The organism is Pseudocolwellia antarctica (assembly GCF_049933045.1).
GTDB lineage: Bacteria > Pseudomonadota > Gammaproteobacteria > Enterobacterales > Alteromonadaceae > Pseudocolwellia.
Map to the genome: position 1 here is coordinate 3,624,699 of NZ_CP187926.1, position 23,170 is coordinate 3,647,868.

Annotated in this window: 22 protein-coding genes and 1 pseudogene; 11 read left to right on the forward strand and 12 right to left on the reverse strand. The window is 35.5% G+C overall.

Features of this window, described 5'->3' with window-relative positions; all coding sequences use genetic code 11:
• Positions 1-231: 231 nt before the first annotated feature.
• The 3 genes from ACPUVN_RS15715 to ACPUVN_RS15725 form a co-directional block, all read right to left on the reverse strand.
• On the reverse strand, positions 232-981 hold the full coding sequence (locus tag ACPUVN_RS15715; protein WP_426369417.1) for an EF-hand domain-containing protein: 750 nt from the start codon (positions 979-981) through the stop codon (positions 232-234).
• A gap of 176 nt (positions 982-1,157) precedes the next feature.
• Entirely contained in the window at positions 1,158-1,832 is a 675-nt protein-coding gene (locus ACPUVN_RS15720) for a response regulator (protein WP_426369418.1), read from the reverse strand.
• Positions 1,833-1,841: 9 nt separating this feature from the next.
• Complete coding sequence (locus ACPUVN_RS15725; protein ID WP_426359394.1) at positions 1,842-3,239, reverse strand: ATP-binding protein; 1,398 nt, start codon at positions 3,237-3,239, stop codon at positions 1,842-1,844.
• A 406-nt stretch (positions 3,240-3,645) separates the two neighbouring features.
• On the opposite strand from ACPUVN_RS15725, the gene ACPUVN_RS15730 reads away from it, so the two are divergent.
• Positions 3,646-4,760, forward strand: a protein-coding gene (locus tag ACPUVN_RS15730) for an IS3 family transposase (protein WP_426358342.1) whose coding sequence is annotated in 2 segments (ribosomal slippage) — positions 3,646-3,898 and positions 3,898-4,760 — 1,116 coding nt in all. Because the reading frame shifts where the segments join, the coding sequence is not laid out codon by codon here.
• Here ACPUVN_RS15730 and ACPUVN_RS15735 read toward each other — a convergent pair.
• The 8 genes and pseudogenes from ACPUVN_RS15735 to yihA all read right to left on the reverse strand — a co-directional run bounded on the left by ACPUVN_RS15735 (position 4,722) and on the right by yihA (position 9,996).
• Complete coding sequence (locus ACPUVN_RS15735; protein WP_426369419.1) at positions 4,722-4,946, reverse strand: RHS repeat-associated core domain-containing protein; 225 nt, start codon at positions 4,944-4,946, stop codon at positions 4,722-4,724. The genes ACPUVN_RS15730 and ACPUVN_RS15735 overlap by 39 nt on opposite strands.
• 114 nt (positions 4,947-5,060) lie before the next feature.
• Positions 5,061-5,333 carry a hypothetical protein gene (locus tag ACPUVN_RS15740; protein ID WP_426369420.1) on the reverse strand — a complete coding sequence of 91 codons (273 nt, stop codon included), beginning with the start codon at positions 5,331-5,333 and terminating at the stop codon, positions 5,061-5,063.
• 40 nt (positions 5,334-5,373) lie between these two features.
• Positions 5,374-6,060, reverse strand: a pseudogene (locus ACPUVN_RS15745) (RHS repeat-associated core domain-containing protein); the annotation flags it as partial.
• A 15-nt stretch (positions 6,061-6,075) separates the two neighbouring features.
• The gene (locus ACPUVN_RS15750; protein ID WP_426369421.1) at positions 6,076-6,396 is read right to left on the reverse strand and encodes a hypothetical protein; all 321 of its coding nucleotides are present in this window, start codon (positions 6,394-6,396) and stop codon (positions 6,076-6,078) included.
• 484 nt (positions 6,397-6,880) lie between these two features.
• Positions 6,881-7,660 (reverse strand): AAA family ATPase, encoded by a 780-nt coding sequence (locus tag ACPUVN_RS15755; protein WP_426369422.1) that lies wholly within the window; start codon positions 7,658-7,660, stop codon positions 6,881-6,883.
• A 193-nt stretch (positions 7,661-7,853) separates the two neighbouring features.
• Complete coding sequence (locus ACPUVN_RS15760; RefSeq protein WP_426369423.1) at positions 7,854-8,099, reverse strand: hypothetical protein; 246 nt, start codon at positions 8,097-8,099, stop codon at positions 7,854-7,856.
• Between the two features lie 30 nt (positions 8,100-8,129).
• Complete coding sequence (locus ACPUVN_RS15765; RefSeq protein ID WP_426369424.1) at positions 8,130-9,005, reverse strand: RHS repeat domain-containing protein; 876 nt, start codon at positions 9,003-9,005, stop codon at positions 8,130-8,132.
• Positions 9,006-9,348: 343 nt separating this feature from the next.
• Entirely contained in the window at positions 9,349-9,996 is a 648-nt protein-coding gene (gene yihA, locus ACPUVN_RS15770; RefSeq protein ID WP_426359374.1) for a ribosome biogenesis GTP-binding protein YihA/YsxC, read from the reverse strand.
• Between the two features lie 203 nt (positions 9,997-10,199).
• Here yihA and ACPUVN_RS15775 point away from each other — a divergent pair, with 203 nt between their 5' ends.
• The 8 genes from ACPUVN_RS15775 (at position 10,200) to ACPUVN_RS15810 (ending at position 21,087) form a co-directional block, all read left to right on the forward strand.
• Positions 10,200-11,435 (forward strand): c-type cytochrome, encoded by a 1,236-nt coding sequence (locus tag ACPUVN_RS15775; protein ID WP_426369425.1) that lies wholly within the window; start codon positions 10,200-10,202, stop codon positions 11,433-11,435.
• 183 nt (positions 11,436-11,618) lie between these two features.
• The gene (locus tag ACPUVN_RS15780) at positions 11,619-12,293 is read left to right on the forward strand and encodes a hypothetical protein (RefSeq protein WP_426359372.1); all 675 of its coding nucleotides are present in this window, start codon (positions 11,619-11,621) and stop codon (positions 12,291-12,293) included.
• Positions 12,294-12,319: 26 nt separating this feature from the next.
• Positions 12,320-14,644, forward strand: coding sequence for an EAL domain-containing protein (locus tag ACPUVN_RS15785; RefSeq protein ID WP_426359371.1), 2,325 nt, complete (start codon positions 12,320-12,322; stop codon positions 14,642-14,644).
• A gap of 3 nt (positions 14,645-14,647) precedes the next feature.
• Positions 14,648-15,898, forward strand: coding sequence for a hypothetical protein (locus ACPUVN_RS15790; protein ID WP_426359370.1), 1,251 nt, complete (start codon positions 14,648-14,650; stop codon positions 15,896-15,898).
• A 118-nt stretch (positions 15,899-16,016) separates the two neighbouring features.
• Positions 16,017-16,637: a c-type cytochrome gene (locus ACPUVN_RS15795; protein ID WP_426359369.1), complete on the forward strand. Its 621-nt coding sequence runs from the start codon at positions 16,017-16,019 to the stop codon at positions 16,635-16,637.
• A gap of 236 nt (positions 16,638-16,873) precedes the next feature.
• Positions 16,874-18,409: a methyl-accepting chemotaxis protein gene (locus ACPUVN_RS15800; RefSeq protein ID WP_426369426.1), complete on the forward strand. Its 1,536-nt coding sequence runs from the start codon at positions 16,874-16,876 to the stop codon at positions 18,407-18,409.
• Between the two features lie 222 nt (positions 18,410-18,631).
• The gene (locus tag ACPUVN_RS15805; protein ID WP_426369427.1) at positions 18,632-19,729 is read left to right on the forward strand and encodes a PQQ-dependent sugar dehydrogenase; all 1,098 of its coding nucleotides are present in this window, start codon (positions 18,632-18,634) and stop codon (positions 19,727-19,729) included.
• 317 nt (positions 19,730-20,046) lie between these two features.
• Positions 20,047-21,087, forward strand: a complete 1,041-nt coding sequence (locus ACPUVN_RS15810; protein WP_426359366.1) for a CDP-glycerol--glycerophosphate glycerophosphotransferase — start codon at positions 20,047-20,049, stop codon at positions 21,085-21,087.
• Position 21,088: 1 nt separating this feature from the next.
• Here the strand turns inward: ACPUVN_RS15810 and ACPUVN_RS15815 are convergent, their stop codons facing one another.
• Positions 21,089-21,400 (reverse strand): thiamine phosphate synthase, encoded by a 312-nt coding sequence (locus ACPUVN_RS15815; RefSeq protein WP_426370578.1) that lies wholly within the window; start codon positions 21,398-21,400, stop codon positions 21,089-21,091.
• On the opposite strand from ACPUVN_RS15815, the gene ACPUVN_RS15820 reads away from it, so the two are divergent.
• Both ACPUVN_RS15820 and ACPUVN_RS15825 read left to right on the forward strand, forming a co-directional pair.
• On the forward strand, positions 21,399-21,689 hold the full coding sequence (locus tag ACPUVN_RS15820) for a hypothetical protein (protein WP_426369428.1): 291 nt from the start codon (positions 21,399-21,401) through the stop codon (positions 21,687-21,689). The two genes, ACPUVN_RS15815 and ACPUVN_RS15820, sit on opposite strands and share 2 nt — an antisense overlap.
• A gap of 222 nt (positions 21,690-21,911) precedes the next feature.
• Entirely contained in the window at positions 21,912-23,009 is a 1,098-nt protein-coding gene (locus tag ACPUVN_RS15825; protein ID WP_426369429.1) for a PQQ-dependent sugar dehydrogenase, read from the forward strand.
• Positions 23,010-23,170 lie beyond the last annotated feature (161 nt).

A 23,170-nucleotide genomic window follows, 5' to 3' on the forward strand; every position in this document is an offset into this window, starting at 1 on the left:
GTAAACCTAAACAGTCTGGATGAATTCTCACCCACACGGCATTTCAACTAATAATACTTACCCTCATTAGAGTGAAATAACCTTAAAACATAATCGTTTTATTCTTTAACTAAATATTTTGAATAAAACAAAAAAATGCTTGGCAGAATCATCCACCAAGCATATTTTAAATAAAGTTAAAACGCATGTACTGTTTACTTGCTTTAACTAAAAACAGTTACTTTTAAAAGATTACGAAGACTGCTTTTTTAATTTTCTTTCTTCTGAGCGTTGCTTAGAAAATGCTTTGCTCTCTGCTTTTGTAATAACACCGTCACCATCGGCGTCTAACATTGAAAATGTTGGGCGCTTTTCCATTCTTTTAGCGTGTTTAGCATCTTTTGCTGTGCGCACATCATTAAACTCTTGCTCTGAAATTTGACCATTTTCATCAGTATCTAGAGCAGTAAATATTGTACGGTTTCTTTTATTTTTACCTTTATGACCTTTTTTGCCTTTAGCTTTTTTATCCGCTTTATGCGCTACTTTTTTTGCTTCATGTGCTGCATCAAATTCTTGCTCTGAAATTTGACCATTTGCATCAGTATCTAATAGCGCAAACGTAGGGCGTTCAGCAATTCTTTTTGCTTGTGCGGTCTGCTTAGCTTCAATGGCAGCATTAAATTCTTGCTCTGTTATATCACCACTTTTGTCTGCATCCATATGCTTAAAGTGACTACGCTTACCTTTTCCGCCTCGTTTGTTGCCTTTCATCATATCTTTCATCACATCAAATTCAGCTTGAGTGATAGAGCTATTTCCATCGGCATCTATATTATCGAAATACTTAGCGACTTTACCTGTTGCTTCTTCTGCAACGATAACGCCATCGCTGTTAATATCAAGAGTAGAAAAATCAACTTTACCTTTACCATTAGCTGCCATTGCTAATGCACTCGTTGCCATTAATACTGCACCACTTAAAATAAATAATTTTTTCATGTTAACTTCCTTCACTAGTTAGGCTCGTTCTGAGCTGATGTAGAGACTATAGAGAATAATTGTGGAGAGAATATGGAGAAAAAATGGAGTTGTTCAATTTAACTAAAATAAAGCAAGAATTAAGGATGAAACATATTAATGCCGTGTATAGGCATTAATATGAGTAGAAGAGTAACTTACAAAGCAAATTTATAACCAACACCATAAATAGATTGAATACAATCTACTTCAGCATCGACGCTTTGAATTTTTTTACGTAAGTTTTTTATGTGGCTATCAATTGTTCTATCAGTAACAACACGGTTGTCTGAATAGATTTTTGACATAAGTTGCTCTCGATTAAACACTTGATCTTTATGCTGATAAAAATGCAGTAATAAACCAAACTCAGCACGAGTTAAGCTGACTTCTTTACCTTTTACTAACACCTTCATTGTTTTTTCATCAATGCTAAGCACTTGTGCTGTTACTTTTACTTTTACGTCATCAACAGAGCGATGTAATATATTTCTTACTCGTACAACGACCTCTCTAGGACTGTACGGTTTACAAATATAATCATCTGCACCTAACTCTAATCCTATCAAACGGTCTATTTCATCAATTCTAGCCGTTGCCATTACAACAGGCACATTACTAAACACTCGTAGTTCACGATAAATGTCTAAACCATTTTTACCGGGTAACATTAAGTCTAATATGATCAAATCAACATGGTTGTTCTGAACCCAATCAATCACGCCAAGTCCATCATTTAAAATGCTGACACTAAACCCAGATTGAGAGAGGTATTCACCTAAAACTTGAGCAAGTGATTGTTCATCTTCTACTATTAAAATATTCTGCGACATAATAACGCCCTATAACTTATTAACTGATAGCAACGGTATATTGATGGTGATAGTTAACCCGCCTAACTTAGAATGTGTAGCAATCATCTTACCTTGATGAGCTTTTACAATGTTCTCACAAATTGATAACCCTAAGCCTGAGCCCCCACTTAGTCGACTGCGAGATTCATCAACACGATACAAACGATCAAATAACTTAGGTAGCGCCTCATTAGGTACGCCTGGCGAACTATCTTCGATAATGATGTTAAGCTGCTGGTTATCAACTTTCATTACTACTTTTATCTGTCCTGGGGCATCAGTGTAACGCAAGCTGTTTTCCAATAAGTTAGAAAACAGCTGTGTTAACGACTTTTCATCACCTTTCATAAAAATTGCTTGGCTAGAGTCAACGTTCATATGTAGTTGAATACTTTGTTCCTGACAGCGTAATTTGTATAAGCTGCAACTTTTTTTCAGAACGTCCAAAATATCTACTTTCTCTGCCATATTAAATTGCATGCCTGAATCAGAAAGTGACAGTTGATATAAGTCGTTCACTAAATGACTCAGGTTTTGTACTTGGTCGTGTAAGGAATCAATGTACTTAGGCTCAGGTTGGCGAACACCATCTTGCAATGCTTCAATCTCACTTTTTAATACCGAAATTGGCGTACGCAATTCATGAGAGATATCAGCTAACCATTGTTCTCTATTTTCTTTTTGCTGCAATAAACTACAGCTTAATTCATTAAAACGATTAGATAAAACTGACAGTTCATCTTCACCCGTCACTTTAATTTGCATTGTATAATCACCTTGCTGCAATGAGTTTGCAACACTCTCAAGGCGCTTTAAAGGCGTTAATAAGTGTCGAACTAAAAACCATGCTAAAGAAAAAGAAATTAAGGTGAGCCACAGAACTATCCACAAAAAATTACGTTGTTGCTGAGAATAAAAGCTTTCTTCTAATTCACCTGCAATAGCACTGTTCTTTCTCGTTAAAATCCAACCTACCGTTTGTTGCTTATATATTATAGGGATAAAAACTTGTTGATTTTTAGGGTAAGACTTCTCTATTTGAAAAACGCTATTAAAACCTTTATCTAATAAATTAACACGCTTAAGAATACCTTTATTACGCTTAGATGACTTTGGCCCTTTATTACTTTTAAATGAACGTGTAAAAACTTGTGATAAGGCGACCTCCCATTGTTTAAACTCTATTTGTTGCCAGCCAAACTCTTCTGAGTAATAAGGAGAAACTTTCTCTGCAACCAATATCAGTTTTTCTTTTTCGCCTTGATTAATATAATCCTGCAAACCATGATGAAAGCTAGAGTTCACTAACCACATTATCCCAACAAGCATCAAAGTACTGATGAATAATAGTGATAGAAGGATTTTTTTGAACAAGGTAAAGCGCATTTTCAACTCTTTTAAACATCTATAAATTTAGTTAGCCTTACTTTAACGCAAAAATGACATTCGTAAATGCGTTTTTAATTAACCTAGATCTTAAATTTAATTTCTTTGCGCTCACGTATGGCATAAATATTATATAAGCCAATCATTGAAATAAGCTTGAAGTGCATGTTCGACTAACTTGGTTTAGCCTCAACTCAGGATTATAAATTGTATAAACATATGATTAATTTTGTTAACTATGCAGTTTAAATTACTTTATTAGGCTAAATGACTTATCCCGAGCTGAGGTTATTTAATTAAATACCTATTCTTTACGCTTCTTTATAAAATAAAGGGTAATCCCCCCGAAAAATAATCGAAGTCAAAAGTAGAATTTTCTCGTATGCTTAACCGCAGGAGATCATTCATGAAAAAAGCACATTTTAGTGACAGTCAAATTTTAGCCATTTTAAAGCAAGCCGAAAATGGCGTACCTATTCCCGAACTATGTCGTGAACACGGCATGAGTAACTCATCGTTTTATAAATGGCGCTCTAAGTATGGCGGCATGGATGCCTCACTTATGGCAAGAATGAAAGAGCTAGAAGATGAAAATCGGCGCTTAAAAAAGATGTATGCCGAAGAGCGTTTAAAGGCTGAAATCATTACGGAGGCCATGGCAAAAAAGTGGTAAAGGCTTCTGAGCGCAAAGCGATGGCTAAAGTAGCAATTCAAAGCCATGACGTCAGTATTAGCCAAGCATGCCGTGCATTCTTAATCAGCGAAACCTGTTATCGTTATCAGCCTAAACTTAATGACGATAATGAGCTTATCGCCGACTTGCTGTTAGGTTTAGTGCAGAATCAACGAAACTGGGGGTTTGGCTTATGCTTTTTATATTTGAGAAACGTAAAAGGCTATCACTGGAATCATAAGCGCGTTTATCGTATCTATCGTGAACTCGAACTGAATATGCGAATAAAGCCTCATAAACGGCTGAAACGTGAAGTTCCTGAGCCATTAGCAGTGCCCGAAGCGATGAATGAATGTTGGTCGATGGACTTCATGCATGACCAATTATCAGATGGAAGGAGTTGTCGCTTGTTTAATGTGATTGATGACTTTAACCGGGAAGGTTTGGCAATAGATGCTGATATATCATTGCCCGCAGAGCGTGTGATCCAATCACTTGATAGGATCATCGAATGGCGTGGTAAACCTAAACGTATACGTTCTGATAACGGACCCGAATATATTAGTCATAAACTTGCAGCTTGGGCATCAAAACACGATATTGAATTATGTTTCATTCAGCCAGGCAACCCACAGCAAAATGCTTACATTGAACGTTTTAATCGAACGGTGAGATATGATTGGCTAAGCCATTATATTTATCGTGATATTGAAGAATTACAGAACAGGGCCACACAATGGTTATGGACTTATAACCATGAGCGACCTAACATGGGAATTGGTGGTATAACACCAATTCAAAAACGCAAACTAACACAGAGAAAAACGTCTACTTTTGAACTCCATTAAAAATGGGGGGATTACCTGAACATCACGAACACCAACAGGATCATTCGAATAAAAACGCCCGATAACTGGATCATAGTATCGTGCCTGCATATAGCTTAACCCTAAGTCAGTATCAAATTTATGTCCCGTATAACCAACATCATCTTTAGGTGTTTCTATACTTTCTCCAAAAGGGTAATAATGCATTCGATCAGTGACGGTGTCTGATGCATTAGTGGTATAATTACTAACCTACTTCGCTTGGCCCAAAGCATTAAGTTCATGCAAACATAGCTAAATCAAATTATCTGCTCCTTGATATTAGAGCTTATGACTTTTATCACAGCTTAAAAGGTAACCTTGCTTTTTAAAATCATAAAAGATTAAATAAAATACAAGCAGTAAATTTAATATTAAAGAAGAAAAAACAGAAACCCAATATAATAATGGTGATTCAGAAAGAGCTATTGAAATTGCTCTTATTTGAATTTCACCAATTAAAACTGCATCATATAAATATTTACTTCCTCCAAAAAATAGAACTACTCCAAATAAATCAATGCTAGTAAAATTCTTTTTTAATTGTAATTTCATATTATCTCCGATTTCAAGTTAAGGCATACTCACAAATGAGTTAACGTGCTGGCCCATCACCAATTCTATTTCGAACGTCTTGCCACGGTTCTGTTCTTCTTCCATCAGGAGTTTCATTTGGTCTTTTAATTGACTTTTTAGAGTCATTGTTTTCTGATTCTTCATGGGTACTTACAACATCTCCAAATAGATATCCTGCCGATATTGCAAAGATACGCCTTATCCAAGGGGACTTTATTTTATGATGTTCCATCAAACGCTCTGATAATTGTGCACCTGCATTACTCCCTAACCCAGAAAAGGTACCTGTTTGATACAAATCAATAATACTTGCAGTAGTCGATATTATTGTAGGTCGTATTCCACGTCCAAAACCAAAGATTGTACTAACAGCTTTCGCTGGAGTTGTTGTAAAACTCTTTATTTCTCCTTCTTTTAAAACTGTTATCCCACTTTGTTCCAAAGAATGTATCTGATTAGAAGATAGACTTGAAAAAACTTTCATTCCTTCAAATGTTGAATCAAACATAGTCCATGCTGGTTCACTTGCCATACCATTAGGATCTATATATTTATACGGATTATTATTGCCATAAGCATAACGATTAAAGCTATGTATATCACGGAACCCTATCGGATCATTCGAATAGAAACGACCTATAACTGGATCATAGTATCGTGCCTGCATATAGCTTAACCCCAGGTCAGTATCAAATTTATGTCCCGTGTAACCAACATCATCTTAAGGTGTTTCTATACTTTCTCCAAAAGGTTGATAATGCATTCGATCAGTCACGGTGCCTGAAGCATTAGATTCTGCTGCGGTACTCCCTAAATAATCTGCGTGTAAGTAGTTTATCGTACTACCTTTTTTCTTGCTAACTAGCTTATTACCTAAGTAATAATACTCAACATCCTGCTCATCAACCTGCTCATCAACCTGACGGTACATCAATTTTCCATTACTTCCGTAGAAAGAGTAACTAACACCTTTTGAGTCGATAACTTTTACACGTTTATTATTCCCGTCATATAAGTAAGAATTAGTGCCACTTACTACCATTTGATTTGCTGAATTATAAATAAATGTGGATCTTCGAAAACTTCAAGAATGAGTAAACAGGTTTGATAGGCTCTATAGACAAGTAAATGAATTTATTTGTGACTTTTAGTGTCAAACTTTATGAGAAAATTGTCAATAAATTCATAAATAACGAGAATATTAATAGTCGATATTTTAGTTTAACTAGATATTAATTTAACTTATCCATTTGACCAAGCATTAATTTCTTTATCTGTTAATAAATCAACCGTTCTCTAGCCTGAATTAATAAAGAATATTGTGAAATAACATTTATAAGTAAAAAGCACTCACTGCTGTCGATAATATTATTGGTAAAAACCATCACCATTTTCTAAGATATACACTTTTTTTTATCTGGGGTGGTGACATGAATTCTATTGTAAAGGATTGGTATATTGTCTCTGTTTTTGATAGTAATTAGAAAGATCGAATGAGAATAATTCTCAAGTTTCAACGATTAATTTTATTCTTTGTTATCTTCTTTAAACAGTTCTTGCAACATACGTTCTGGGTTTAATAAAAAAGACTTTGTTATCGCATAATGTTCAGTATCTTCATATTTTGTCAGTTCTAAACCTGAGTTTGTAACTTGGTAAATTTGCGCACCAGGGTAAGCTAATAATATTGGTGAGTGAGTAGCTATAATGAATTGAGATTGGAGTTCACATAGCTGATTTATTCGTGCTAATAGTGTCAATTGTCGGGTTGGTGATAATGCAGCTTCAGGCTCATCAAGTATATATAGTCCATGGCCAAAAAACCTATTTACAACAAGTGACATGAACGACTCCCCATGTGATTGTTCATGTAATGACTCTCCACCAAATGAATCTATAACTTTGGGGAGATTTAGATACATAGAACTATCAAGAGGATCTTTGTCGAGCGTTTCAATATTAGTTGCCAGATTAAAGAAACTTTCTGCTCTTAGAAAAAAACCATCCTTAGGGAGACAAAATGATTTACTAAGTCGCAAAAATTCATGAAGTTCTGAATGAGATTTCCTTGTATCAAAACTAAAGTTTTTACTTCCACCTTCTGGATTAAAACCATATGATGTTGCAATTGCTTCAATTAAAGTTGATTTACCACTACCATTTTCACCAATGATAAATGTTACAGGTTCAGTAAATTCTATACTTTCAAAATTTTTTAATGCTAATGTATTAAATGGGTAGGATGAAAAATTCATCATTCTATCGAGTTTTAAAGAAACATTTTGTAAATATGGAAATTTTTTCAATATGTATTCTCCTTAAATACCCATATCAGAGGTCAATTTTATCGCATAGCAACACTAAGACCATACAAATTTATCGTTTGTCCAATGGACTTAATTATCGTATGCAGCATATAGCCTTGAAAAAATTATTAGATATGCGATTGACCTTTTAGATACCCTGCAACAAACCTTGTTACAGGGTCAAAGAAATGATTTAAAACTTCTTCAGTTCAGGAAACTTATAATATATTGGAATTTCAATGCTTGCAGAAATTTCTGCATACGAAGTAATCAAAGATTTAACCATATATTTTCTATCATCTAAATCAAGTTTTTTACTTAACATTAGATCCAATGATTCAATTGATTTTCCTACATTTTTTATTTCAACCAACATTTCTACTGCAAGATCTTTATCGCCTGGGAAAAAATTTTCCATTTTTTCTCGTAATTCTGTCATAAGCACTCCTATTTGAGTTGTGTAACTTTTTCATTCTGAATCCTGTAGTTCGTCTAACCTTTCTTGTGCTTCTCTTGCTTCTTCTTCTTCCCTTTCCTTTTGTTGTCTCCTTCTTTCTAATTCCTCTTCAACCTTTTTATCCGTACATCTAGCAATTGATGCAGGACATATTCTACCACCCTTCTCTACTTCTTCCTCTATACACTCATCTTTTTTACATCGAATAATATCAAGTATTTCTTCATCATTATTCCCGATTATATCCTCCATCCTCTGAATAACATCGTCAATAAAGCCATCTACTCCCTTTGCTATCACTTTATTTCTAGCACCTTGACCAGTAATATCATTCTGGCCAGCTATTGGTATTGCTGATGCTCCTGGACCAGCTATAGCGACAGCGATTTTCCCTGTAGGGTCAGTGTACTTATAGGGGTTATTATTCACATAAGCATAGCGATTAAACGAGTGAACATCACGAACACCAACAGGATCATTCGAATAGAAACGACCTATGACTGGATCATAGTATCGTGCTTGCATATAACTTAACCCTAAGTCTGTATCAAACTTATGGCCTGTATAACCTACATCATCTTTAGGCGTTTCTATACTTTCTCCAAAAGGTTGATAATGCATTCGATCAGTCACGGTGCCTGAAGCATTAGATTCTGCTGCGGTACTCCCTAAATAATCTGCGTGTAAGTAGTTTATCGTACTACCTTTTTTCTTGCTAACTAGCTTATTACCTAAGTAATAATACTCAACATCCTGCTCATCAACCTGACGGTACATCAATTTTCCATTACTTCCGTAGAAAGAGTAACTAACACCTTTTGAGTCGATAACTTTTACACGTTTATTATTCCCGTCATATAAGTAAGAATTAGTGCCACTTACTACCATTTGATTTGCTGAATTATAAATAAACAAAAACACTACAGTTGAATTATTTTCATTTATTTTAGAGTATTTGCTTTACTTTAATAGAGTACTTGCTCTATACTTCACTTGCTCCTAACGGACAGTTTATTGAATTCTAAGTTTTCCCCAAAAAACTTATTACTTTGAGCCAATATTAAGATATTGGCTTTTTTTTTGCCCAAAATTTACTACGTACATTTATTTTTTATTTTTTTCATACTTTCTCCCTTAAAGCAGATCAAAAAAAAGCCCTGTAACAAGGTTACAAGGCTTTAGCTAAAACGTTATTGTTAACTTATTTAAGAGTTAACTCTTTCAGCGGTTTTTATTCTTCAATAATTTCGTTTTCTGCAAGTTCTTCTATGTTTTCGTCGTCAAACCAAGCTTGGATAACTGCAGTAGCTTGGTCTGAACCTGTACGTTTTAACGATGAAAAAGCTTGAACAGTAATGTCAGCATTTAAATCTTTTAATGCTTTTTTTACTTTAAGAACTTCTGTGCTGCGTTGACCTTGTGATAATTTATCACATTTGGTTAACAAAGCTAAAATAGGTAGTTCACTATCAACTGCCCATTGAATTAAGTCTTTATCTAAATCTTTTAATGGGTGACGAATATCCATTAAAATAACTAAACCTTTTAAACATTGGCGCTTTTCTAAGTATTCGCCAAGGGCTTTTTGCCATTTAATTTTCATTTCTAATGGCACTTTTGCAAAACCATAACCCGGTAAATCGATTAATCGTTTGTTTTCTGCAATTTCGAATACGTTAATTAACTGAGTTCGACCAGGAGTTTTACTGGTTCTAGCTAAGCTTCTTTGGTTCGTTAGGGTATTTAATGCGCTTGATTTACCTGCGTTAGATCGACCAGCAAATGCGACTTCTATTCCGCTATCATCAGGCAACCGACGAATGTCTGGCGCGCTAAGTGTAAACGTCGCTCTATGTAAATTTATGCTTGATGATGACAAAATAGTTTCCAATAACAATAATAATTACCTCATTATATCTTTTTTTTTTCTTTTATAAATAAAAAAACTCATAAAAAATCACCTTATTTTTACTAAGCTTATTACACGCCGCGATATTTTGTGTAAAATACTGCCAGTTTTTATATACATTTTTTTTAATTAGGCAAATTCGCTTAGTTAAAGACGAGAAGAGATCTTTTCAAATGAAACGTTTTATTTTTTCTATATTAGTACTATTTACAGGAATGAATGTTGCTGTTGCCGCTGGAGATATTGAAGCTGGTAAAGGTAAAGTAGCTTTATGTGCTAGTTGTCATGGCGCTAACGGTATTAGTGCAAGCGATGCTTACCCTAATCTTGCTGGCCAACATGCTGACTATATTGTAAAACAGCTTAAAGCCTTAAAAAACAGTACTGACCGTAGTGATCCTGTAATGGGACCTATGGCTGCTGGTTTGTCTGAACAAGACATGATGGACATTGGTGCTTACTACAACAGTTTACCTCGTACAGCTGCTGAATCTAGTACTGCTGGTAGCGATTCAACGGCAAGTGCAGCTGCTCCTGCTGCGAAATATGAGCCTGACGCTATTGCTGGTAAGAGCTTGTATGAATTAGGTGATGCTTCTCGCGCTATTGGTGCTTGTATTGGTTGTCATGGTAAAGATGGTAACAGCGATGTTCTTATCTACCCTAACCTTGCTAAACAGCATCCTGAATATATTCAAAAGCAATTACATAATTTTAAAGCTAATGAGAATCGTGCTAATTACCCAATGAATCAATTTGCTGGTCAAATGACTGATGAAGAGATTTTAGATATTGGTGCTTACTTAGCTGACACTCAAGCTTTAGCTAATGTTAAACCGAAGAAGGTTATTGCTGTTGCAATTACTGCTGAAGTACTTGCGGGTGAAAAGAAAGCTGCAACTTGTGCTGCGTGTCATGGTCCAGGTGGTAATAAACCTATTGCTGACTATCCTCGATTAGCGGGTCAAAGCTCTCAATACCTTGTTAAGCAATTAACTGAATTTAAAAGTGGCGTTCGTGTAAACGCGGTAATGTCTGGAATGGCTGCTGCACTTTCTGAACAAGATATGATTGAATTATCAGCTTACTTTGCTGCTCAGAAACCTCTTGCTGGTAACGGTAAAGGTTCAGACACAGGTAGCAAGCTTTATTACGGTGGTAAGGTTAATCACGTAAACCAAGCTATTACAGCTTGTGTTGCTTGTCATGGTGCTACAGGTAAAGGCATGGCTAAAGCAGGTTTCCCTTCATTAGCTAACCAAAGTGTTGAATATATTACTAGCCAGCTTAAACAGTTTAAATCTGGCGTCCGTGCTAACGATAAAGCAAACATGATGCGTGATATCGCTATAAAATTATCAGACAATGATATTGATGAATTAGCGCAATTTGTTGCAACATTAAAATAACCTTTTAAAGGTCCAATAAAAAACAGCATTTAATATGCTGTTTTTTTTTGCTTTAAATTAACAAGTTATTTACTTACGTGCCTTTTTCACGCCTAAATAGCTGATCTTAGTTGTTATTTATCTGCTTGTTGATACTATCAATTTCTTATCTATACTTATTATTTTGTCACGGGGAATTTACTGTTGTTTAATAAGCTATTTACTCAAATAAGATTTTTACTGATTGGTTTATCTTTTTTTGCTACTGCCTTTACTGCAAACGCCAATAATTCCCTTAAGATAAATATTCTTGATGTTAATCAAAAACCATTAGAAAACATGGTGGTTTATGTTGAACCTGTTGATCACCAAATTACTCTTAAAAACTCTTCAACATTAGAAGTGGGTCAGAAAAACAAATCATTTATTCCTTACATCAGTGTTATGCAATTAGGTAGTGACGTAAGATTTAATAATCAAGACAACATTACTCATCATATTTATTCTCCTGTGGGTGATAATAAGTTTTCAGTAAAAATTCGCTCTGGTGAGCAAATTATGAAAACTGACTTTACTACCGTTGGCGATGTTTCAATGGGCTGTAACATTCATGACTGGATGAGTGGTTATATGTTGATTGTTGATACGCCTTTTTTCGCTAAGTCAGACGAAAATGGAAGTTCAGAAATAATTATAGATAAACCAGGTCAATATAAAGTGGTTGTTTGGCATCCTCAAATGGATGAAACCGACAATCGAATAGCTAAAACAATTAATGTGAATAGTGCAACGGAAGTGTCTATGCAATTGTCTAAACCTATGTTTGACATTCCTACGCAGCAAAACGAAGACGACTTCGATTTTTTGTCTGATTACTAATTAATAAGCGAAGGTAAAGTATTAGTATGAAAAGCTTAAAAACTAAAATTTTTCTATTTTTTGTTCTGTTGTTATTACTAGTTCAGTCCATTGCATTATGGACTTTAGTAAAAGGTAATGATGCTCAAGAACAACAAGAAATTAGTAATAGGCTAAACACTGCTAAAACCATTTTTACTGAACAATTTAACAGCCAACGTGATTACCTAGCAGCCTTTGCTGAAACAGCCGCAAAAGATTACGGCATTAAAGATGTATTTGAAGGCGACACCCGCAGTTTATTATTTGCTTTAAATAACCACCGTAAACGCATCAATGCAGATCTAGCGATGGCGATTTCGGCAGACAATATTATAACAGCTCAATTACAAGTTGCTCGTGTAGATGATGCTAAAACCAAAGTGCAAAAAGGCTCTGAATTAGGCAAACTATTTAAGCATACTGAGTGGCTAGAAAGCCAAGACAAAGCCCACCTTTACATGCTTGATGGCACCTTATACCAACTCAGTTTATCGCCTCTAACGGTTGGTTCTTCTACTATTGGTTGGTTAGCCTTTGGTTTTGAAATAAACCAGGCATTAGCAGATCACTTTTTAGAAATAACTCACTTACAAGTAGACTTTATTCTTAAGCAAAACAATGAATGGCTATTAATTGCTTCGTCAAACCCGACAGCAGATATTAACTTCGCCAGAAATATTGTTGAAGGTAAAACACCTGAAGAATACATAGGTATTGGTGAGTTAATTACTGAATTCGACAACCAACCATTTGGTTTAGCTATGTATGCGTTACGAGCTGACATTGTTGAAGTATTACAAGAACAATGGTGGCAGTTTCTGATGCTGACTTTCATTACTTTATTACTGTCTTTAACTAGCGCTTACGTGATTGCATCTTCAATAACTAAGCCTATTAAACGTTTGGTACAACAAGCTAAGATGATCGCACAAGGTGATTATCAACAAAAAATCGATTTAACCGACAGTGGTGAATTAGGGCAACTTGCTAACGAATTTAATGTTATGCAACAAGCCGTTCTTACGCGTGAGCAAGAATTGACTCACAGAGCCAATCACGACCCGTTAACTGAGCTTCCAAATCGAAATGTTCTTGTTAAAACATTGAATCAACTGATTAACGATAAAAGCAGTTTTCTGTTATTTCATATGAACTTAAGTCGTTTAAAAGATGTAAACGAGACGCTAGGTCATGATGTAGGTGACTGGCTTATTCAACGCACAGCAGAACGTTTATCGAAATTATCCAAGTTTAATATACTTTGTCATCTTGGCGGCGATGAATTTATTTTATTATTTGAAAAACAGAATGAGCACTCAATTTCTGGGTTGGTAAGCAACATTAATACCTCGCTAGAAAATCATTGTGATTACGATGGTATTAATCTTCAACTGCAAGTGCGTATGGGTATTTCATCTTTCCCTGAACATAGTGATGTTGATAAAACACTACTACAAATGGCAGATACCGCTTTACAAAGCGCACGTAAAAGCAATGCTAACTACCTTTGCTACGACAAATCGTTAGACGTAAATAGTGTTGAACGCTTAAACCTTATTAACGATTTAAAACACGCAATTTCAGACAACCAATTAGAACTTCATTATCAGCCTAAGCTTGATCTTAAAACCAATATAGTTACTCACGCTGAAGCTTTGGTACGCTGGTATCATCCTACATTAGGTATGATCCCACCTGACAACTTTATTCATATTGCAGAACAAACAGGCCAAATAAATAAGCTAACACAATGGGTTGTAGCTACAGCACTTAAACAATCAGCGAGTTGGCGAGCAGATGGAATAGACCTAAATATAGCAGTTAATATATCAGCTGAAGATTTAAAAGAGGCTGACTTTTATCGCTTTATTCGTGATGAGATTACTGCCAATAATGTACCTGAAAACAAGGTAACTTTAGAGGTCACTGAAAGTGCGGTTGTTGATAACCCTGAAGAAGCCATTAAGTTATTACAACGCTTTAAAGATGCCGGTATCAAAATATCTATAGATGATTACGGCACAGGGTATTCGTCATTAGCACAATTAAAACAACTGCCTGTACATGAACTGAAAATAGACAAATCTTTTGTGCAACATTTGCATGAAGATGAAGACGATAGAATTATTGTAAGATCTACCATCGAATTAGCTCATAACATGGGTTTATCTGTAGTATCAGAAGGCATAGAAGACGATTTCGCCTTACGTTGGTTAGCAAAACATGGCTGTGAACTTGGGCAAGGTTATTTTATTAGCCGACCTAAACCGACGAATGATTTTACAACTTGGATGAAAGAACAATTGTCATCTAAGTCTGAACAAGGTTAAACCGTGCAAAAATACTTTGCTGCCCTATTACTCCTGCTAAGTTTACCGATCGCTAACCCGATCCAAGCCTTTGAATTAGAAGTAAACTTTCATGGTTTGATTGATTTAAGAGCCACAGTAACCGATTCGTTAACCAGTTATACTAAAGGTGGGTACGGAAAGTTCGGCTCTGACGATGGTGAAGAACTCACTCTTTCTCATGCTGGAGGGCAATTAACACTAGCTTGGGATAATGGTATTAGCGCACATATTGTTACTAATGCCTACAATAATAATGGCGACTTTAAGTTAGGGCTCACCGAAGGTTATTTAAAATACTCAGGCTTACCGAATGCTTCAGGCTATCGCTGGCAAACTAAACTCGGCGTGTTTTACCCTAAAATATCTCTCGAAAATAATGCATATGCTTGGGCGAGTAAAAATACATTAAATTCATCAAGCTTAAATACTTGGATTGGTGAAGAAGTTCGTGTGTTGGGTAACGAAGTAACGTTAACCCGCTTGGGCAGAATTAATAACAACTCGTTTGATTTATCCCTCAGTCTAAGTGCTTTTGTTAATAACGATCCGTCAGGTAGTATGTTGTCGTGGCATGGTTGGACAATCAGTAATCGACAAACTTTATATTACGAAAAACTTCAGCTACCTGGATTTACAGCGCGAGCAGATGGCTACGACTTATCTGAGCAAGCTTCAAGCTCAGACCCTTTTTTAGACGTAGACGATAGAATTGGCGGTCATGTTCGAGCTGAAGTTAAATTCCATAAAAAAGGTGCTATTTCTGCAGGCTACTACAACAATAATGGCAAACCTTATATTGTAGAAAATGGTCAATACGCATGGAAAACACGTTTTGCGCATATAGAGCTTAGTTGGTTACTTCCTAAGGGCATTTTGTTAACCAGTCAGCTTTTAAAAGGTGACACACTAATGCAAAACCCTGAACAAATGGATGTGGTAAATAACGATTATACTAATGGTTATATTGCCTTATCTAAACGAATAAAAGCCCACAGAATTACTTCACTTATTGAGCGCTTTAATGTAAAAGATAATGATTCAACCGTAGGTGACGATAACACTGAACGCGGAAAAGCATTTACCTTAAATTACACCTACCGACTTTCAAAACCTTGGTTTTTATCTACAGAATTTACTTGGCTTGATAGCTACCGTCCGGCACGAAGTTATACCAACGATCCGATCAATTTAACTGAGCGCCAACTTAGCTTCTCAGCACGCTATTTTTACTAATTTTATTGAATATACATGGGAATATATTTAACAATCATAAAATTAGTGTAAAATGCGCTCATATTCCCTTATTTAACCCATGACACGCTAAGTACTAGCGTTAACCTGAGAGTCATTTATGAAAAAAATACTTTTCACACTATTATTAGGATTAGGCGCATTAAATACAGCATCAGCTGTTGAAGGCGACGCTGAAGCTGGCAAGAACAAATCAGCTATATGTGCAGCATGTCATGGTGTAGACGGTAATAGCGTAGTTACTATATATCCAAAAATCGCAGGTCAAAGTGCAGCTTACATCGCTAAACAACTTGCTGATTTTAAATTAGGCATGTCTTCAGGTGGTAAAGAAGGCCGTGCAGATCCAGTAATGGGTGGCATGACTATGGCTTTATCTGAGCAAGATATGGCTGACTTAGCGGCTTACTTTTCTTCACAAAAGCAATCAGCTGGTACAGACACAAGTAATGAAACGGGTAGAAAATTATACCTAGGTGGCGATTCTTCACGTGGTATTACTGCATGTGTTGCTTGTCATGGCATTACAGGTAAAGGTATGGAACAAGCTGGCTTTCCTTCAATTGGTGAGCAAAATGCAGCTTACATTCAATCTCAGCTTGAAAAATTCCGCTCTGGCGCACGTTCAAATGACAAAGCTAGCATGATGCGTAACATTGCCATGAAGTTAGAAGATGCTGACATTGAAGCATTAACGCAGTTTATCGCCTCTTTAAAGTAAGTTATTGCGTTGAGATAAGTATCTCAGTGTAAATTATTATCAAAGCCACTATTTGCTAGTGGCTTTTTTATTGCCTAATACTTTATAACCTCGCCTGTGATAATTTCACATCAATGCATTAGCGTTAAATATGTAACCACTTGATAAGTAAACCTCTTTTATAACTTGTGTACTATTTGATTTTTCACCTACAATTAAGTTAAGTACAATCATAAACTTGAATATTAGGTAATAACATGAGTAATTTAGGGAATGAAATAACTTTCTTACCAACAGAGCAATTAATATCAATCACAGATTTAAAAGGTGATATTACGTATGTTAATGACGATTTTTGTCGTATTGCGGGTTACTCAAGAAAAGAATTGATTGGGCAACACCATAATATTGTTCGCCATTCAGATATGCCAAAACAAGCTTTTGCTGATTTATGGTCTAAATTAAAACGCGGTGACTCATGGCGAGGTATGGTAAAAAATCGTTGTAAAAACAATAACGATTATTATTGGGTAGATGCTTACATTACTCCCGTTTATGAAAATAATACTATTATGGGTTATCAGTCAGTACGTACTTGTCCAACTCAAGAACAAAAGTCTGCAGCAACAAAACTCTATAAAGATCTTAATGCTGGAAAATCTTTAGCTGAGTTCTCTCTTAATATCTCATTAAAACGCATACTCGCTGCGATTATTGTATTAGTGAGCACTGCATTTATTGCGCTAAATTTTGGCATGTTGGCAGCACTTATTCAGTTTACTACCTTTGTTTTATTTATTCTTGTTTTTACCGAAGAATTAATCATATTACCTGGTTATATCAAACAAATTAAAAACAAATACGATAGCCCATCTCGCTTGCTGTTCGCAGGAAAAGGAATGGCCGCTTTATTAGAATATCCTTCGTTATTACAACAAGCCAAAGTACGAACTATATTAGGGAGAAGTAGAGATTCAGGTGTATTTGTATCTCAATTGGCATCAGATTTATCCCAAAATTCTGAACAAACATTAGCGGGCTTACTTGAAGAAAATAACCAATTAGATCAACTAGCAACTGCGATCACCGAAATGAGCGCTACAATCAGTGAGGTGAGCAAAAACACCAACGATGCTCATGACAAGGTAGTAGATATTGTCCAAGAATGTGATCACTCAATTAACACCATGGATGACAACGAAGTAAAAATTAATAAGCTTTCACAAGAAGTCGGAAGTGCGGCAGAAAGTGCACAGGGTTTAGTTCAAGACGTTGATAACATCGCTCATATAATGGCCGAAATTACAGGTATAGCAGACCAAACTAATTTACTTGCACTTAACGCAGCAATTGAAGCTGCGCGAGCTGGTGAACAAGGTCGAGGCTTTGCTGTTGTAGCCGATGAAGTAAGAACTTTAGCCAGTCGAACACAATCAGCGACTGAGCACATTAGTAAGTCTGTAATCACTTTACAAAACACCTTAGCGTCATGGAGCGATATTATGTTGCTCAGTCGAGACAATGCTAATCAATGTGTAGTTAGCACTAGTGATACTAAATTACGCATGAACAACATAAAATCTATGATAGATAACGTAAGTAATATTACTGCACAAATAGCTACAGCAGCTGAAGAACAAAGCGTTGTTGCTGATGAAATTAATAAAAACATTTATACCATTGAAAGCATTTCAAAACAAAATACAGAAAGTGCTGAGCATGTGAATGAAAATAGTACTCAGATGAGTAAAAGTGCTGATGAACTAGAAGGGTTAAGTTCTACATTTCGTTAAATAACCAGAGTTCAGGTTAAATATAAATAGGTAGCTAATCGACTAGCTACCTTATTTTCAGAACTTGCACTGCTCCCTATGATTATTTCATCCTGTGGCCTTTCAAGATGTTAATTGGAGTGAGAGTACAGAATATGGAGATACTTAGTTACAGGCTACTACTTGAAAAAACTCGTACGATAAGTAATATTATTGTTATTAATTATTCGCCATTGAGCTCCCATGAAATTTAGTATTTTTATCGTCCTTTTAATATCTTTCGCCAGCCAAGCCGTTGAGTTAAAAGCTCGAGTTACTGATTTAGAGCAACCTACCGATATCAAGTTTTTCCCTAACTCCAGCGAGAAATTGTTAGTTGCGGGTAAAGAAGGACAACTCACCTTCACAGACTTATCAAAAAATAACACCTATTTGGTATATGACTTTGATGTAAAAAGTGGTTCTGAAATGGGGTTATTAGGTTTAGCATTTCATCCTTCTTATGCTGAAAATCAAACTAAAAACAACTTTCTATTTGTTAATTACTTTCCTAAAAAAGGTGAACGTAGAACACGTGTTTCAAGATTTTCACTGAACAAATCAGGTAAAAGCTACAATTTAACCAACGAAAAGATCATCCTAGAAATAGAACAACCTTACGGTAATCATAATGGTGGTCAAATTATTTTTGGTCCTGATGGTTATTTATATATTGGTATGGGCGATGGCGGCTCAGGTGGAGATCCTAAAGGACATAGTCAAAACACTAAAACACTTTTAGGTAACATGTTACGTATTGATATAAACACCACAGATGATATTCCATATGCGATTCCACAAGATAATCCTTTTGTTAAACAAGCGAGCTTTGAACCAGAAATTTGGGCTTATGGTTTAAGAAACCCATGGCGCTTTTCGTTTTATCAAGGTGCTCTTATTGCTGCAGATGTTGGACAACATAAATACGAAGAAATTTCGATAGTAGAAAAAGGTCAAAACATGGGTTGGAATACCATGGAAGCAACACATTGCTTTAAACCTAAAAAGAATTGCGATACCACAGGCTTAACCCTACCTAAATTAGAATATGGGCGTGACCAAGGCCAATCGATTACAGGAGGTTATGTTTATCAAGGCGAGCTAAATACTGAACTAAAAAGCCACTACATTTACGGTGACTTTGTTTCAGGAAATATTTGGAGTGCTGAGTACCCGTCTTTCACATCACCAACTAAATTACTATCTAACCAAGGCAACCTTTCAACCTTTGCAATAGATGCCAATGGCGAAATTTACGTAGCTGAATTTGGTAAAGGTGTTGTTTATCAGTTAGTGCCTTAGAACACAAAGTAATCATGGCTATGATTAGAGCTAAGTAATGGGCAATAACTTAAACTACCTTTCTAGGTATTAAAGCTTAATTAAATATAATAAGTAGCTAAATAACAGTAAGTTTTGGAAGCTCATCTAAATCTATGAGCACTATGATACATAAAGCAAGCGTTTCTTAAAAACTCAGTCCAACATTATTAAAATAATTTACAATAAGCTTCTAACTTCTCGAAGCTTTAATATAGTATGATCTTAAAAACATTTATCATAAGTAATTGTTTTAGCTCATTCACAACACATTTTTCTATTCAAATAGGAGATCATTCTTGAATAACTTTCTTTTTTACATATCGCAAGATTATAGTTTTGCTATATTGCGCCCTCTTCAAGAAATATTGTTAGCGAGAGGAGATAAAGTAAGTTGGTTTATTGAAGGTGCTAGAGTAACTAAAAGCTACTTTAGCCAAGAAGAATCTTTAATTGATACGGTAGCGGAAATCTTTGATTACGCCCCTGATGTAATCGTTGCACCTTCGAATAGCATACCTAGTTTTTTACCAGGGTTAAAAGTTGCAGTTTTTCATGGCTTTGATGCAGGAAAACTGGACAACAGAGGTAATAATGATCATTTCAAAGTACGTGGATGTTTTGATCTTTATTGCACACAAGGCCCTAACACAACGGATAAATTTAAAGAACTTCAGCAGAAATATGGACATTTTAACGTGATCGAAACGGGTTGGTCTACGTTCGATAAATTATTTACCCCAACGTTAGATACAAAAGAAAATAAACGTCCTACGATCTTTCTTGGTTCTACTTTTAGTAAACGACTAACTCAGGCAGAGTATATATTTCCACAAGTTAAGCTATTAAGTGTAACTATGGATTGGAAATGGATAGTGTCGCTACACCCAAAATCTGACCCTAAAGTTATTGAGCTATATAAAACAATAGAAAATAAAAATTTACACTATGAAGCAACTGATGATCTTATTCCTATATTGCAAGAAGCAGATATCATGGTGGGTGATACCTCTTCTGCTTTAACAATGTTTATGATTCAAAATAAGCCAGCAGTAACAGTTAAAAATATAAATGCACAACCTCATCTACTAAACATTAATGATTCAAGTGACTTAAAATCAGCTATTGAAACAGCATTATCGTACCCACAAGAACTGATGCAAGAGATCTCAAATTTTAATGCACAAACACACCCTTATACTGATGGGAATTCATCTAGTAGAGTTATCAAAGCAATAGATGATGTCCTTGCAAATAAGTATCCTTTAAATAAATCTAAGCCTTTAAATATATTAGCAAACTTAAAATTCAGAAAACGTTTGAACTACTGGCGTATATAAATTAGTGGCTTAGTAATTTTCGAAATAAAGCAACTGACGCCTCAGCGTTTTCAGCTTCGGTGATCGCGGTTACTACCGCAATACTATAAACGCCTGTGGCTAAAACTTCGGGCGCTCTTTCATGATTAATTCCACCAATGGCAACAACGGGAATATCTGTAGCTAAATTTAAGATATCCGCTAGATTTGCGACACCTTGAATTTGCCCTGTCATGTTTTTTGTTTTAGTAGGATAAATCGCCCCAATAGCTAAATAAGATGGTTTTAACTGATCAGCTAATAAAAACTCGTAACAACCATGGAGTAATATTATGTTAGTAAGTAGTGACGATGCTAATCAATGTGTAGTCAGTACTAATGATGCTAAATCACGAATGAACAACATAAAATCTATGATAGATAACGTAAGCAATATTACTGCACAAATAGCTACAGCAGCAGAAGAACAAAGCGTTGTTGCTGATGAAATTAATAAAAACATTTATACCATTGAAAGCATTTCAAAACAAAATACAGAAAGTGCTGAGCATGTGAATGAAAATAGTACTCAGATGAGTAAAAGTGCTGATGAACTAGAAGGGTTAAGTTCTACATTTCGTTAAATAACCAGAGTTCAGGTTAAATATAAATAGGTAGCTAATCGACTAGCTACCTTATTTTCAGAACTTGCACTACTCCCTATGATTATTTCATCCTGTGGCCTTTCAAGATGTTAATTGGAGTGAGAGTACAGAATATGGAGATACTTAGTTACAGGCTACTACTTGAAAAAACTCGTACGATAAGTAATATTATTGTTATTAATTATTCGCCATTGAGCTCCCATGAAATTTAGTATTTTTATCGTCCTTTTAATATCTTTCGCCAGCCAAGCCGTTGAGTTAAAAGCTCGAGTTACTGATTTAGAGCAACCTACCGATATCAAGTTTTTCCCTAACTCCAGCGAGAAATTGTTAGTTGCGGGTAAAGAAGGACAACTCACCTTCACAGACTTATCAAAAAATAACACCTATTTGGTATATGACTTTGATGTAAAAAGTGGTTCTGAAATGGGGTTATTAGGTTTAGCATTTCATCCTTCTTATGCTGAAAATCAAACTAAAAACAACTTTCTATTTGTTAATTACTTTCCTAAAAAAGGTGAACGTAGAACACGTGTTTCAAGATTTTCACTGAACAAATCAGGTAAAAGCTACAATTTAACCAACGAAAAGATCATCCTAGAAATAGAACAACCTTACGGTAATCATAATGGTGGTCAAATTATTTTTGGTCCTGATGGTTATTTATATATTGGTATGGGCGATGGCGGCTCAGGTGGAGATCCTAAAGGACATAGTCAAAACACTAAAACACTTTTAGGTAACATGTTACGTATTGATATAAACACCACAGATGATATTCCATATGCGATTCCACAAGATAATCCTTTTGTTAAACAAGCGAGCTTTGAACCAGAAATTTGGGCTTATGGTTTAAGAAACCCATGGCGCTTTTCGTTTTATCAAGGTGCTCTTATTGCTGCAGATGTTGGACAACATAAATACGAAGAAATTTCGATAGTAGAAAAAGGTCAAAACATGGGTTGGAATACCATGGAAGCATCACATTGCTTTCAACCTAAAAAGAATTGCGATACCACAGGCTTAACCCTACCTAAATTAGAATATGGTCGTGACCAAGGTCAATCGATTACAGGAGGTTATGTTTATCAAGGCGAGCTAAATACTGAACTAAAAAGCCACTACATTTACGGTGACTTTGTTTCAGGAAATATTTGGAGTGCTGAGTACCCGTCTTTCACATCACCAACTAAATTACTATCTAACCAAGGCAACCTTTCAACCTTTGCAATAGATGCCAATGGCGAAATTTACGTAGCTGAGTTTGGTAAAGGTATTGTCTATCAGCTTGTGCCTTAGAGACATAAATCGTCATAAATATTATGTTTCTTGAGTAATGCTTGATAACAATTGAGTTATAGAAAAAGTACCTTGAGTCTATATTGCTTAATTAAGGTATAGTGGTAGTGGTAGTGGTAGTGGTAAAGCGCTTCTTTATCACATAGCATATTCGATCTTAT